The sequence below is a fragment of the Aeromonas sp. PI_26 genome, from assembly GCF_027854445.1.
GTDB lineage: Bacteria > Pseudomonadota > Gammaproteobacteria > Enterobacterales > Aeromonadaceae > Aeromonas > Aeromonas veronii.
Genome location: NZ_JAJNOE010000002.1, coordinates 263,267 through 275,947, shown reverse-complemented (window position 1 = coordinate 275,947; position 12,681 = coordinate 263,267). Strand labels below are relative to the sequence as shown.

Sequence of the window (12,681 nt, the reverse complement as noted above, 5' to 3'; positions counted from 1 at the left end):
GCTCGCATGTTAGCCTGCCAACCGGAAAAAAGAAAACCGGGCCAAGTGGCCCGGTTTGCTGACATCGTATTGCCTGATTACATGAAGGTAAGCGGCATGATGATGTGGAACTTGACGTCGTGCTCGGAGGCGAAGATGTTGGGGTAATCGGTCCAACCGCCGCCCTGGCTGATGTCGTTGTTGTAGTCGGTGTAGTGCAGTTTGAACAGGGTGCCTTTCAGCTTGCCATCCTGCACGGTATAGGTGACATCGAAGTTGGCTGCCCATTCGGTATCTTCACCGTTAGCTGCTTTCTTGCCTTGACCGGTTTCGATATCCCAACCGTAAGCACCGGATATACCGACGGACCAGCCAGGCGCACCAACCAGGTCATCCAGAGAACGGGTCACGCCGAAGAACAGTGCTTTCTCGTTGTTGGCGTTCCAGTCAGAGCGGGAGTCCCACCAAATTTCGTTGGCACCCTGGGAGTTGGCGTAGCCACGGGTCAGACGGGGCAGGTAGTTGCCTTCCGCTCCTTCAGCCTTGGTCCACAGACCTTCCAGACGGAAGCCGTATTGGGCGTAGTTCCAGGCAGCGGTCAGTGCTTGTTGCCATGCCAGGCCGTCGTAAGTTTCAATCTGGGAGCCGCCCTTGGTGTAGGTCTCGGTCTCGGAACCGTAGAACTGGTAGCTGGTGGCGAGGCCGCCCAGTACGTCAAACTTGTGAGCCAGTTTGAAGTGGTAGCTGTCCATGTAGCCTTCGGACTGACCGAAAGAACCGGTCACGGCAGTGCCATTTTCAAAGGTGTAACGAGCCGCGATACCGTGGATATAGTCGATGACGTTTTCATCAGCGAACGGATCCATCCACGCTTTGGCGCGAGAGAAGACCTGAGTCTCTTTGTACCAGGGGGCCTTGTACTCGTCAGCGATGGCGTAGGTCAGGTAGAGACCGCCAAAGTTGCCTTCGACTTGACCACCACGATAGGTACCCGGCTGATAGGACCAGTTAACACCGATTTGGCCAGGGACATACAGCTGGGTGTAACCACCCTTGGCAGTCACACCGCCGTCCAGGAATTTCAGCTTCAGAGCTGCGTTGGAGAGGCTGAAGCCACCCTCGGGAGAGCCATCTTTGTAGTTGTTGCCCCAGGAGTTGCCTGCAAAGGAGAATTCGTTCTCCTGGTTGACCGGATGGTTTTCGGTAACGGCCAGGTCATAGGCACCGAAGCCGCCCAGATCCAGACCAACAGTGTCCCAGGCATAACCGGAGTTGAAGTTGAGAGCTGCCTGGACGGTGGAATGGCTCAGGTTGGACTGGTACTTGCCTTCTTTCTTGGCGGCAGTCGGGTCACCATCGATGCGCTGACGATCACGCTGGAAGTAGAACAGGCCACCGGTCAGTTTGGAGTCTTTTACGAAGGTTTCATAGGACTGGCCATATTCCGGGCTCATCATATCCTGGGCTGCCAACGCCATGCCGGGGGCGACCAGAGCGGCTACCACAGCGGCACTCAAAGCGGCGCGCTTGAAGATCACTTTTTCCATTTTTATTGCTCCTGATTTTATGGACTTAGCTTTTTTCCGGCAGCTGGCATCGGGCCTACCGCTCGGTATTGGCATTGCAATCAAAACCCCGAAGGGCAAAAAATCTTCTCTTGGTTATCTGCAAACCCGGATGTCTTGGCACATCTGTAGTTGGCAGTCCTGATCATCACATGTTGTTTTTTTTGTTCCGATTCTTGGCTATCGGACAACTCCAAGAGTACGTTCGCGGTGCGAAATATCAATGAAAAGTTCCCTCAACGTTTCAAAAGTATGACCGAGTGCAAATAATCATGGGCAAGGTCGTAAACAGCCTCATGGCAGGTATCACGGTGATGAGAGCGTTTTCTTGAGGCCGCAGCCAGCGCCAGTGCGGGTTTTCATCCGGTACGGGGGAAGATGTGTCAGTTAACCTGCCGATAACAGATAATTTTGTGCTACAAAAAAACTTTCCCTCTGGTCGAGGGAAAGTGATCTGGTGAGGATGCGGGGCGAATAGGGGTCAGCCTTGCTGGCCGAGGATGCGGGGGATCTGCTGCGCCTGATGGTGGATATGGGACGAGACCTGCACCGAGAGCTGACTCACCTGACGGGCATGCTGATGGATACGAGCGATCAGATCGGCAAAACTGGCCAGTTTGTGTTCCTGACTTTTGGCGTTGTCGGCGCCCTGCAGTGCGATCACTGCGGTGTTGCGGGCGATCTCCCTCACTGCCTGGGTAGTCTGGCGCAGTTGTTCCGCCTGCGCCCGCTGGCGGCTTGATTCGCTGGTGATCCGGTTCAGTACAGTGCCAAGTTGTTCGCCGGATTGGGTCAGGCGCCCCAGAATATCGGTGATCTGGTTGAGGGATTGCTGGGTATTGGCCGAGAGGTGGCGTACTTCATCGGCGACTACCGCAAAGCCGCGTCCCTGTTCCCCTGCGCGGGCCGCTTCGATGGCGGCGTTGAGGGCCAGCAAGTTGGTCTGCTGAGCGATATGACCGATCACATCGACAATGGCCGTCACATCGGCAACCGAGCGGGTGAGGGCTTGCAGCGCCTCATCGCTCTCGTCAATCGCCAGTCCGGTCTGATGAGTAGCGTGCAGCATGCTGCCCACCAGATCTTCACTCTGGCTCATCGCCTGTTCGTTATGGTGGGCATGCTGGGCGATGTCGGCGGCGACCTGATGGACCTCTCCGGCCAGCTGGTTCAGCTCATCCATCATCTGACCGCTCTCGTCGACCACCTGTTCGGTGGTGCGGGTGCTGTGGTGGATCTCGTCAACCTGACTAACCATTCCTTGCAGACTGAGGGATACCGCTGACAGCTGCCCCTCTTTTTGTTGTTGGTCCAGTTGCAGACGACCGATCAGCCGGTTGTAGCTGGCAACGATATCGGCCAGCTCGTTGCGATCGCGTCCGGTAGGCAACGGCTCGGCCTGCCCCGTCTGATCGAGTTGCATAAAAGCTCCGCGCAGTCGCAACAAGGGGGTGAGCAGCCAACGTCGTTGCACCAGCGCAAACAGCAGGGCGACTATCACCAGACAGAGCGCTAGCGTGCCGAGGATGGTGGCCAGCTCCTGATTGACGGCTTGCCGTTCGCGGGCAAGTTGTTCCCCCATCTGTCTGGTCGCTTGCAACATCGCCATGATGTCTTGCTGCACGGTCTGGCGGCCAGCCTGTTGCTGTTGTAGCGCCGTGCGGCTGTTGGCCAGCTCCTGCGGATAGCGGCCCAGCAGCGAGCGTAATTCGCTGCGCGGTTGCTCTCCCAGCTCCTTGCGCACCGGCTCCCCCAGCGTGAACTCATCGGCGGGCGCCTCTTCATACAGGCCGAGCAGCGGCAAGGCTTGCAGCGCTTGCGCCTGTTTTTGCAGTGCCTCCAGCTCGAAGCGGATCCCTTCGAGCAGCTTTTCATTGCCCTGCTCCATATAGCTTTGGCGCAAATGGGCGAGGCGCGGCAGGCCCGCCAGGATCTCGGCTGCGCTGCTGCGATATTGCTGTGCTGCGGCAGATTGTTCCGTGCTGGCACCTTGCTCCCCATAGCGGATCAGCGCCATGGCTTGGCTGCCCAGCTCACTCTCCGCATTTTGCAGCAGCAGCTGGCTGTTGCCCGAGAGCTTGCCTGCGGCCTGATAGTCGTGCGCGATGCGCTGCGCCATCTGTTCGAGTTGCTGTCTGAGCGGGGCCGCCACGGCATCATCCTGAGCGGCCAGCGAGGAAAGCGCTTGCTGGCGGACCTTCTCCGCTGCTGTCAGTTGTTGCGGATCGCCGCTGTTGAGGTAGTCACGCAGGCTGTTTTGCAGGGTCACTGTCACCAGTTGTTGCAGCGTCTCGTGCTGATGCTGGGCCTGATTGGTATGGGCAAGCTGTTGCCAGCCGTGGTAGAGGGCCAGCGCCTGTCCTCCCGCAACCAGTAACAAAACAAGGGAGGATAGGGTGGCGTAATGGGCGATTTTCACGGGGTAATTCCTGTCAGCACAGACCATGGGGGAGCGTGGCCCGAGCCTAAACAGGGATGATGGCGTTTTTATGACAGCATGGTCAGGTGGCCCTATTTTACCGACTTAACTGGCTGGGGATGCCAGTGCTCTGTTGCGTTGGCCCAGCATACCGAGCAGGGCGCCTCCCATGATAAGTGCACCGGCCAGCAGATGGCGCGAGGTCAGCTCTTCTCCGTTCAATGCCACTAACAGCAAAGTACTCAGCAGCGGTGTCAGGTAGGCAAGGGCACCGATCCGGCGTGGATCGCCGTCTCGCAGTGCCAGATACCAGGTCACAAAGGCCGCCCCCATCGGGCCCAGCGCCAGCCCGATGATGAGGCTCCAGTCCCTAGTGGGGATCTGCGCGAGCGGCAGGGGTCCCTCCAGCAGACGGGCAAGCAGCAGCGCCAGCAAACCTGCGGGCAGGCAGGCTGCCGCAGTGACCACGGCAGGGGCTGGCGGCAGACGGCGTGATAGCACCGAATAGGCCCCCCAGACGACAGCTGCACCGAGCGCCAACAGGTATCCCGGCAGATAGGTCTGTTGCAGTTGCAGCTCGCCATTGACCATCACCAGCATGGAACCCGCCAGACCAAAGGCGCCAGCCAGCAGATGACGGGCATGGAGTGGATGGCCGGGCAACAACAGCGGGGTGAACAGAATGATGCAGAGCGGCCAGAGGTAGTTGATGAGGTTGGCCTCCAGCACCGGGGCATGGCGAAAGCTCATAAAGAGCAGCAGATGGTAGAGCAGCAATGCCGTAACCGTCACCAGCCAAGTAATAGGGCGAGCACGCCATTGGCGCCAAAACGGCAAGGCCCCTACCCCGCAGAAAAACAGCACCAGCCCGACCAGCACCAGCGGTGACACGCTGGTGACCCGTGACGTCAGCGCCGCCAGCGAGGCCCACAGCACAATGGTCAGCAAGGCAAAACCGGTGGATCTATCCCACCAGGAACATCCGGACATCCAACACTCCTTTGCAAGATGAAACAGGGCTTGGCCTCAAAGACAAGCCAAAGGCAAGCAGTCTATCAGAGAGATCGCACGCTCTGAACGCAGAAAGGAGAGGGTCATTACGGTTGGATGGTCGGATTCGTTGTCGCCAAAAACGACCAAGGGGTTGGCATCGTAATGATGCCAACCCCTTGTTTTATATGGCGCTCCCGACTGGAGTCGAACCAGTGGCCTGTCCCTTAGGAGGGGACCGCTCTATCCTGCTGAGCTACGGGAGCTGTGTGGCGGGCATTATACAAGAAGCAACTCCCTTTTAAACCCTTGATTCTTATTCCAATACTGCCAAATCCCCGTTCTGGATGTTAAACGGTGAATATTTGTTCTGGCTGCTGATGATGGCGCCATCGTCGAATACCTGCACCACCTCGAACAGACCATCGGCCGGGTTGCGCATCATGCGCGACTTGCCGTAGGGATCGATGAAGTCAGCGTTATGCTGGATGCGGAACTGGTCGCCAAGCTTGACACCGTTGCGCCGTCCCAGATTGATGTAGGGGCCGCGTTCGTTCTGGCCGACCACTCTTGCGGTGACCGGGGCGCAGGTGAGCTGGGCTACCAGATCTTGAGCCGCCTGCTGCAACTGGTAGTTGACCTCCTGGCCATAGCTTGACTGCCAGAACTGGCCGCTGCTGCTGCCCACCTGCTCCCGCTTGCCAAAGGTCCAGGTGGCGCGCCCTTCGTAGACCTTGCGGTTGACCAGGCTGCCATTGATGCCGTCAAACAGGTAGAGCTGCATGCGAAAGTTACGTACGGGATCCTCATACCAGCTGGTCAGCTGGTTGCCTTGCGGCTCTATGGAGAGATCGTCGATGCTGCCGAGCACCAGATACTGGCTGTCGGTACGCAGGCTGAGCGCCTTGATCTCCTCGAGGGCGCTGCGATCTCCCTGTTGCAGATGGAGCGGATCGATGCGCAGGTTTTCATCCAGCCACTGGCGCACCGCGACCCCTTGCGGCGCATTGGCGAGAGTTTCGAATAGCCGCCGCGAGAGGTTTTCCGGCATGTCGTCCATGGCGCCGTAGCTGGCTTGGTCCGGATAGCGCATCCGCAGCCTCACCAGTGTCAAATCCTTGGCGAAGTGCTGGGTCTGGCAGATCTGGCGCTCGGCCTGAATGTCGGCCACTAGGGTGATATACATGCGGCCGTTGCGCACCTCTTCCCGCTTGAGCCGGTACTGGCGAATGTCGCCGCCGGAGCGGATCTGGATCTGCTCGGATCGCAGGCTGCCATTTTCCAGACGCTGGACGCTGGAAACGGCCGCGCCGCTGGCCAGCAGCGCCTGACGCAGGGCGTCGCGGGTCGCCTGCTCGCGGGCATAGACCTCATCGCCCCCCAGAATGGCGGCGCTGCCCTGCGCTTCGATAAGCTCGGCTCGGGCGCTCAGGCTGGCCAGCAGCAGGGTCAACAGCAGCGGTAATTTCATAGCAGATACCTTGAGTTGGCGGGCAGCCGCGCCATTTTGAGGAAATGGCGCCTGCTGGCCGACATGGATCACAACACGTTCCAAGTGGCAGCGCACGTTGGCGCTGACGATGTCCATTAAAAAGCAAGAATCATGCCTCATTCCCGGCTCAAGCTTTGTCCGGCGCGTCCGATAACAAATCAGGTGCAGATACAGGAAAGGTATCCATGAACAAACTCATCACGGCGTTGGCGCTCGCCCTGGCATTGACCGGATGCGGCTCCGACCCTATCAATCGAGATCAGGGTGACCCCCGCCAGGCGGCGCAGGGGATGGAGCTCAACTGGCTGGTGGCGCGTATGACCGATCAGTTGATGGAGCGCAAATCACTGACCACCCTGACCGAGCCCATCGCGGTGGCCTCTTTCGTCGATCTCGATACCCTGCAGGATACCAACTGGATGGGGCAGCAGATTGAGGAGAGCTTTATCTACGAGCTCAACCGCCGCGGCGAGGTGGTGGTGGACTTCAAGCTGACCGGTAGCATCAAGGTGACGCCGCAGGGGGACTTCGTGCTGAGCCGCAACTATAAGGAGCTCTCTTCACGTTTGCCGATCTCCCGCATTCTGGTCGGCACCTTCAGCCGCAATAGCAAGGGGATCCTGGTCAACGCCCGCGTTATCGACATGCGCACCAAGATGGTGGAGACCACAGCCCAGAGCCTGATCCCGCAAAAATATCTGTTCGGTGCCAACAACTCGTTTGGTCGGGCATCGATCAATCGCGGTTATCTGATGCGTGACAGTCAGGCTAGGCCGGGCGGTCATCTAGTCAACCTGACCCCGTGAGGAGCGAGTCATGAAGATCCTGTTTGGTTGCCTGTTGGCTCTCTTGCTCACCGGTTGCAGCGGTAACCGGGTGGTGGATTACACCCAGGGTGGCAAGCCCGATGATTTTCCGGTGCTCAAGGCGGTGGGTTATGCGGTGATCGACATCCAGCCCGGCCCCTCCCAGCCGGAGAAGATGCTGCAAGCCATTCGCGCCTCCAAGATGGATGCCTATCGCGAGCTGGCCGAGCAGCTCAATGGTCAGCAGGTGCGCGGTCAGAGCAGCTACCGCGACTTGACCCAGACCTCCAACTCGCTGGATGTGTCGGTCGCTGGTGTGGTGCGTGGTGCCCGGGTGGTTGCCTCCTATCCGCGCGGCAACACCTATGCCACCGAGATGGAGCTCGATACCCGTGCCCTCTACAACATCAATCAGTTGATGGCTGGTCAGTTCTGAGTTGATTGTCTGACCTGAAAACAGGCATCAACACAGGCATCAAAACAAAAGGCGAGCAGGGTGCTCGCCTTTTGTCGTTGTGGGCTGGTTAGCTCCCCATCAGCACCGGCGGCACTGCGGTGGGTTTCACATCCTCGCTCGGGTAGCAGCCAAGCACCTTGATATAGCGGGTGATCTTGGTCAGCTCCACCAGTGCGGCCTGCATCGCCGGGGTCTGCAGGTTGGCGGAGACATCCAGATAGAACATCTCTTCCCACGGGTTGCCCTGCACCGGACGGGACTCCAGTTTGGTCATGTTGATCTCGTGGCTGCGCAGCACCAGCAGCGCCTCGACCAGCGAGCCCGGTTTCTGGGAGGTGGACATGATGAGGGTGGTCTTGGCCGGGATCTGCGGTGCCACGTCGATGGGCTTGCGCGCCACCACGATAAAGCGGCTGTAGTTCTCTTTCTGGTTGGCGAGCTGCTCGGCCAGCACATCCAGACCATACAGTTCGCCACCGGCGGCGCTGCCGATGGCGGCGGCCTCCGGGCTGGCCAGTTCTTTCACCTTCATCATGGCGCTGGAGGAGGAGTCGCAGATCTCGTGACGCGCCCCTTCCAGCTTGCTCAGATAGTGGGAGCACTGCTGGAACACCTGCGGGTGGGCATAGAAGGTTTTGATGCGACTCAGCTCGGTCGGCACGGCGGTGAGAATGCAGTGCTCAATGGGGTAGGTCAGCTCGCCGACGATGGAGAGGCTGGTGTGCTGCATCACGTCATAGACTTCGTTGATGGAGCCCGAGCTGGTGTTTTCGATGGGCAGCACGCCAAAGGCGGCGCGACCCGACTCCACCGCATCCAGCACTTCGCGGAAGTTCTGGCAGTTCACCTCGATCACCTGATCCTTGTAGCGCGCCAGATATTTGCGTGCGGCCAGGCTGGAATAGGAACCGCGCGGCCCAAGATAGGCGACGCTGGTCATCGGCTCCTGCTGCTCCGGGTTGAGCAGGCTCTGCAGATAGGCCTGCTGGGAGAGCACAGAGTCTTCGATGATGGTGTGATAGATGCGAGTGATGTACTGGGCATCCAACCCCAGCACGCGTCCTTTCTGGATCAGGGCGACCAGCAGCTCCTGCTCCCGCTGGTGGTCACGAATGGGGCGCGGGTTGGCTTGCTTGGCACGGGCGACCTCGATGCTGAGGGTCTTGCGTTTCGCCAGCAGGGCAAGCAGCTCCTGATCCAACCGGGTGATGTCTTGTCTGATCTCGTCGAGCGTTGCCATGATTGTTCCCTATCCAAGTAATCGATTGATATTAATGCAAAAAAAAGCCTCCGCTAGGGGAGGCTCGATTCGTCTTTGCTTTCTGTTCACACGACGACAGGCCTTCCCTCAAGCGGGCCGGATAAACGAGAAAGCAAAGAAGAATGGTGCGTGCATAGGTGTGTCCTTGAAGTAACGTCATAACCATTAAGGGATTTGTCGGTCTGATGCAAGTAAAACTTGCCCGCAGGCGGGGATGGGGGCAGGGTATCCGGTTAAGAAAATGGCGTATGAGCGATGTTCTATTGACTCTGTTTTGATGACTGACACCCAGTGGGGGAGGTAAAGACGATGGCGATTATTTTCGATCTGGGACGGGTGGTGGTGAGCTGGAATCCGGTAGACATAGTGCGTTCGGTGCGTGGCCCGCAAGGGGCCGAACAGTTGGCCGAGCTGCTTTTTAACCACCCGGATTGGCTGGAGGTGGACAGAGGCACCATGTCGCTCCACACCATGGCCCGGGAAGCGCAAGCGCGCACCGGCCTCTCGACGGCACAGAATCTGGCCATTTTACAGGCAGTTCCCGCTTCCCTGCTGCCAGATCCCGCTATGCTAACCCTGATAGCCGAGCTGCACGGGGCGGGGCACACCTTGTATGCCCTCTCCAACATGGGTCATGCCAGCATCGACTGGCTGGAGCAGCATCAGGATTTCTGGCGCTTCTTCAGCGGCAAGGTGGTCTCGGCGCGGGTTCGGATGATGAAGCCGGAGCCGGATATCTACCGCTATCTGCTGGTGTCGTTCGATCTGAAACCGGCAGAGTGCATCTTCATCGATGACAGTCCCGCCAACATCGCGGCCGCCGAGGCCCTCGGTATCAGGGGGATCGTCTTTACCGACGCGGCGAGTTGCCGCCAGCAACTGGGTGAGCTGGGCTGTTTGCCCGCCACCGGCAGGGGGTGATGCCCCTCTAGGAGCACTATGGAGCATGGCCGGTTTCGCAATTGGCTCAGTCACTATCCCGAGGCGACCCTGATCATCGCCTGCAAGGATGGCAGCGGTTATCAGCTCTGTGTTGAGGCAGAAGGGGAGTGCCTCTGCCTGACCGACAGCGAGGGAGGGCGCCTGACCTTCACCTCGCTGGATCAGGCGCAGGGTTTCTTGCGAGCCCATCGGGTTCACCAAGCAAGATTACGAATTTATGACGCCCAAAATGAAGATTTAGCAGCAGAATCACAGGAAATAATCATCAAGTTTTAATTTTAACCAGACTCTTTAAGGGTCTATTCAGTTTGTTTGCCGCACAATACTGCACCTGTTCATCATCCGGAGCTGTTTAATGGGTGCCAATGTAGTTGTACTGAATCAGGGATATGATCACTCTTTTCAAGCCAGGGAACAGCTGCTGATTGAGCGACTGGCAAGTTTTGACGAGCTGGTTGTCTCTTTTTCGGGACGGTTGGAATCCTGCTACAGCATCGAGCTGTGCCGCGCTGCCGGTGTGAAAATCCATGCAATTACCCTCGATAATCCGACCCGCAGCCGCAGTGAAGTGGCCCGAGCCCGCCGTTATTGCCAGCGTTATGGCATCGATCACTGGGTCATCAAGAGTGACGAGATCGTCTTTTGCGATCGCCTGCCAAATATTGAAGGGCTGATCGACCCGGTTCGCCGCATTGGTGAGTATGTGCAGACTCGTTCTGAGTGGGCTCATCTGCCGTTGCTGGTTCCGGCAGCGGTGGAGGAGCGTGATGATTATCTTGCCCAGTTCGGGTCTCTGCCTGCCAACTCAATCTGGTTTTTTGCCGACAACGGATTGATGCGCCGCGATTATCGTTACGGCTTCAACAAGCGTCAGCTCGGTCGCTGGGGCAAGGGGAGCAACGGTTGCCTTAGCAATCGCTTCACCAATCCACGGCAGCTTGAGCAGCGTTATTTGCGAATGGTGGATCAGGCCGAGCAGATGCTGGCCGACATGGGGCTGGACGAGGCACAGGTCTTTTTCCATACCCTGTGCGACTGCTCCACCACCCTGGCCCGGGTGCGTCTACCCGAGCATCAGCGTGCGCAGGCCTTTGATATGCAATCGGATATTTTGTCCGCCCTCAAGGGGAGCAAGTTCGATCTGGTGACCCTGGATATGGCACAGAAAGAGCGGCACGATCTCGCCATCTAGTCTGCGGGCAAGCGATGCGGGTGCCAGAACGTGAGTGCCGTCATAGGCAAGGGGCGACGGGACTGTTTATACTGTCGCCCTTTCACCCGTTACCGAGCTTCGCCCTATGAAACCCTTCTCCCGTCTGCTGATTGCCCTGTGCCTCTCCCCCGTATTGGCGCAGGCTGCCCCTCTTTCTCAGGTGACGCTGCCCGATGGCCGGCAGGTTCAGCTCAACGACGACTTCACCTGGGAGTATCTGGTGGTCAAACCGGCCGAGCCTGTGCAGGGCGTGGCTGCCGATGGGAAGGCTGGGGCCGTGGTGGCCGTCGCTGCTCCGGTGTTGACCGATCAGGCCAAGGCCAATCCGGAACTGCTTGCCCAGATGGCGCGTGACGGTGTGGTGGTCAAGCTGGACAAGATCGAGGGATCTGACCCGCTGGTGCTGACCTTTATGGTGAGCAATACCGGCACCCGCAATGTGGTCGGGGTGCGTGGCATGGTGACCCTGTTCAGTGCTGACGGGGTGCAGCTGAGCCGTCAGGAGGCCCGCTTCTGGGTTGCCGAGAATCGTCTGCCGGAAACCTATCTGCGCAAGGGGCAAGCCCGCCCGTCACTGGCCCTCGAGATCCCCCGTCCTGCCGGATTGACTGGTCAGCCGCTGGTGCGGGTCGAAATTGACGAGGTGGTCTTCCGCTGATTTGGCGTTGTTCCGGCCCATGCAAACCGTGTGGGCCGGCAACTTGTTGCCGCTGACACCCCCTGCAATATCTGCTTACATCTGACACGGTTCTGCAACAGCTTGCAGCTCGGCAAGTCGGGAACCTGATCGCACAATGACTCCATACCAGCTCGCTAGCAACGGGCCCAATCACATGGAGTTATCATCATGAAAAAAGCAACTGTCTCTCTTCTGGTTCTGGCCGGGTTTGCCTCTACTTCCGTCATGGCGCAGGATGCCTTCAGCTACGCCAAGGGTTCCGCCACCTGGGCGCACACCAAATCCGACTATCTCAACGGTACCTTCAGCAATGACAGCAAAGGAACCCGTGATTTTGGCGGTCTGAGCCTGGATCTCTCCAAGAGCTTCGGCTCCAATTTCTATGGTCGCGGCAGCACTGAATACACCTCTCGCAGCAACGGCAACGACAGCATGTCGATCTCCAGCATTGGTGTCGGTGTATTTACCCCGCTCAGCACGGGTCTGAACCTCTATGGTGAAACCGGTGTGACCGGCTACATGCTGGAGCGTGAACTTGCCAGCGATATCGCTAACAAAGGGTGGGATGCTGTTGCTCGCAAAGATAGCGGCAGCATGTACGGTGAAGTGGGTCTGCGCTACGACATCGGCAATGTCGAGCTCTCCACCGCTTATCGCTACGCCAACATGACCGACGATATGCACGACTTCAAGGTGGGCGGTGCCTACAAGCTCAACCAGAACTGGGCGCTGACTGCCGATTACACCTATCGCAACTGGGATCTGCAAAAAGGTTCCATCTCCAGCCTGGGTGTGAAGTACAGCTTCTAATCCCCCTTCCCGTAGTCCGTAGTGTCTTGATTTTTACCCATGGCGTTCGCCATGGGTTTTTTCTTTTT

12 protein-coding genes, 1 tRNA gene and 1 other annotated feature are annotated in these 12,681 nt (G+C 58.4%); of the genes, 7 read left to right on the top strand and 6 right to left on the bottom strand.

All coding sequences use genetic code 11. The features are described from left to right. Window positions 1-77: 77 nt before the first annotated feature. From LRL22_RS03760 to LRL22_RS03740, 5 genes are all read right to left on the bottom strand, one after another. The gene (locus LRL22_RS03760; RefSeq protein WP_270904755.1) at window positions 78-1,526 is read right to left on the bottom strand and encodes an OprD family outer membrane porin; all 1,449 of its coding nucleotides are present in this window, start codon (window positions 1,524-1,526) and stop codon (window positions 78-80) included. A 499-nt stretch (window positions 1,527-2,025) separates the two neighbouring features. Further along, on the bottom strand, window positions 2,026-3,963 hold the full coding sequence (locus LRL22_RS03755; protein ID WP_270904754.1) for a methyl-accepting chemotaxis protein: 1,938 nt from the start codon (window positions 3,961-3,963) through the stop codon (window positions 2,026-2,028). A 105-nt stretch (window positions 3,964-4,068) separates the two neighbouring features. Then, the gene (locus LRL22_RS03750) at window positions 4,069-4,953 is read right to left on the bottom strand and encodes a DMT family transporter (RefSeq protein WP_270904753.1); all 885 of its coding nucleotides are present in this window, start codon (window positions 4,951-4,953) and stop codon (window positions 4,069-4,071) included. A gap of 189 nt (window positions 4,954-5,142) precedes the next feature. Next, window positions 5,143-5,219: transfer RNA gene (locus LRL22_RS03745), tRNA-Arg, on the bottom strand. Window positions 5,220-5,269: 50 nt separating this feature from the next. Beyond that, window positions 5,270-6,424: a flagellar assembly protein FlgT gene (locus tag LRL22_RS03740; protein WP_019446850.1), complete on the bottom strand. Its 1,155-nt coding sequence runs from the start codon at window positions 6,422-6,424 to the stop codon at window positions 5,270-5,272. Window positions 6,425-6,630: 206 nt separating this feature from the next. Here LRL22_RS03740 and LRL22_RS03735 point away from each other — a divergent pair, with 206 nt between their 5' ends. After that, window positions 6,631-7,251: a FlgO family outer membrane protein gene (locus LRL22_RS03735; protein WP_005338718.1), complete on the top strand. Its 621-nt coding sequence runs from the start codon at window positions 6,631-6,633 to the stop codon at window positions 7,249-7,251. A gap of 10 nt (window positions 7,252-7,261) precedes the next feature. Then, window positions 7,262-7,687: an LPP20 family lipoprotein gene (locus LRL22_RS03730; protein WP_064338605.1), complete on the top strand. Its 426-nt coding sequence runs from the start codon at window positions 7,262-7,264 to the stop codon at window positions 7,685-7,687. Window positions 7,688-7,775: 88 nt separating this feature from the next. Here the strand turns inward: LRL22_RS03730 and pheA are convergent, their stop codons facing one another. After that, window positions 7,776-8,948 carry a prephenate dehydratase gene (gene pheA, locus LRL22_RS03725; protein WP_005343631.1) on the bottom strand — a complete coding sequence of 391 codons (1,173 nt, stop codon included), beginning with the start codon at window positions 8,946-8,948 and terminating at the stop codon, window positions 7,776-7,778. 38 nt (window positions 8,949-8,986) lie between these two features. Beyond that, window positions 8,987-9,108, bottom strand: a sequence feature (Phe leader region). Between the two features lie 170 nt (window positions 9,109-9,278). On the opposite strand from pheA, the gene LRL22_RS03720 reads away from it, so the two are divergent. The 5 genes from LRL22_RS03720 to LRL22_RS03700 all read left to right on the top strand — a co-directional run bounded on the left by LRL22_RS03720 (window position 9,279) and on the right by LRL22_RS03700 (window position 12,613). Then, window positions 9,279-9,890, top strand: coding sequence for an HAD family hydrolase (locus LRL22_RS03720; protein WP_270904752.1), 612 nt, complete (start codon window positions 9,279-9,281; stop codon window positions 9,888-9,890). 18 nt (window positions 9,891-9,908) lie between these two features. Beyond that, window positions 9,909-10,187, top strand: coding sequence for a DUF6482 family protein (locus tag LRL22_RS03715; RefSeq protein ID WP_005338699.1), 279 nt, complete (start codon window positions 9,909-9,911; stop codon window positions 10,185-10,187). A gap of 79 nt (window positions 10,188-10,266) precedes the next feature. Then, window positions 10,267-11,103 carry a hypothetical protein gene (locus LRL22_RS03710; protein WP_042054408.1) on the top strand — a complete coding sequence of 279 codons (837 nt, stop codon included), beginning with the start codon at window positions 10,267-10,269 and terminating at the stop codon, window positions 11,101-11,103. A gap of 106 nt (window positions 11,104-11,209) precedes the next feature. After that, window positions 11,210-11,782: a DUF3157 family protein gene (locus LRL22_RS03705; protein WP_118854234.1), complete on the top strand. Its 573-nt coding sequence runs from the start codon at window positions 11,210-11,212 to the stop codon at window positions 11,780-11,782. 189 nt (window positions 11,783-11,971) lie between these two features. Then, window positions 11,972-12,613 (top strand): autotransporter, encoded by a 642-nt coding sequence (locus LRL22_RS03700; RefSeq protein ID WP_005358569.1) that lies wholly within the window; start codon window positions 11,972-11,974, stop codon window positions 12,611-12,613. The last annotated feature ends 68 nt before the right edge of the window (window positions 12,614-12,681 follow it).

Excerpts from the sequence above, each read along its gene's own strand:
- LRL22_RS03760 (WP_270904755.1), bottom strand. The coding sequence starts at position 1,526 with ATGGAAAAAGTGATCTTCAAGCGCGCCGCTTTGAGTGCCGCTGTGGTA.
- LRL22_RS03750 (WP_270904753.1), bottom strand. The coding sequence starts at position 4,953 with ATGTCCGGATGTTCCTGGTGGGATAGATCCACCGGTTTTGCCTTGCTG.
- LRL22_RS03740 (WP_019446850.1), bottom strand. The coding sequence starts at position 6,424 with ATGAAATTACCGCTGCTGTTGACCCTGCTGCTGGCCAGCCTGAGCGCC.
- LRL22_RS03735 (WP_005338718.1), top strand. The coding sequence starts at position 6,631 with ATGAACAAACTCATCACGGCGTTGGCGCTCGCCCTGGCATTGACCGGA.
- LRL22_RS03730 (WP_064338605.1), top strand. The coding sequence starts at position 7,262 with ATGAAGATCCTGTTTGGTTGCCTGTTGGCTCTCTTGCTCACCGGTTGC.
- pheA (WP_005343631.1), bottom strand. The coding sequence starts at position 8,948 with ATGGCAACGCTCGACGAGATCAGACAAGACATCACCCGGTTGGATCAG.
- LRL22_RS03720 (WP_270904752.1), top strand. The coding sequence starts at position 9,279 with ATGGCGATTATTTTCGATCTGGGACGGGTGGTGGTGAGCTGGAATCCG.
- LRL22_RS03715 (WP_005338699.1), top strand. The coding sequence starts at position 9,909 with ATGGAGCATGGCCGGTTTCGCAATTGGCTCAGTCACTATCCCGAGGCG.
- LRL22_RS03710 (WP_042054408.1), top strand. The coding sequence starts at position 10,267 with ATGGGTGCCAATGTAGTTGTACTGAATCAGGGATATGATCACTCTTTT.
- LRL22_RS03705 (WP_118854234.1), top strand. The coding sequence starts at position 11,210 with ATGAAACCCTTCTCCCGTCTGCTGATTGCCCTGTGCCTCTCCCCCGTA.
- LRL22_RS03700 (WP_005358569.1), top strand. The coding sequence starts at position 11,972 with ATGAAAAAAGCAACTGTCTCTCTTCTGGTTCTGGCCGGGTTTGCCTCT.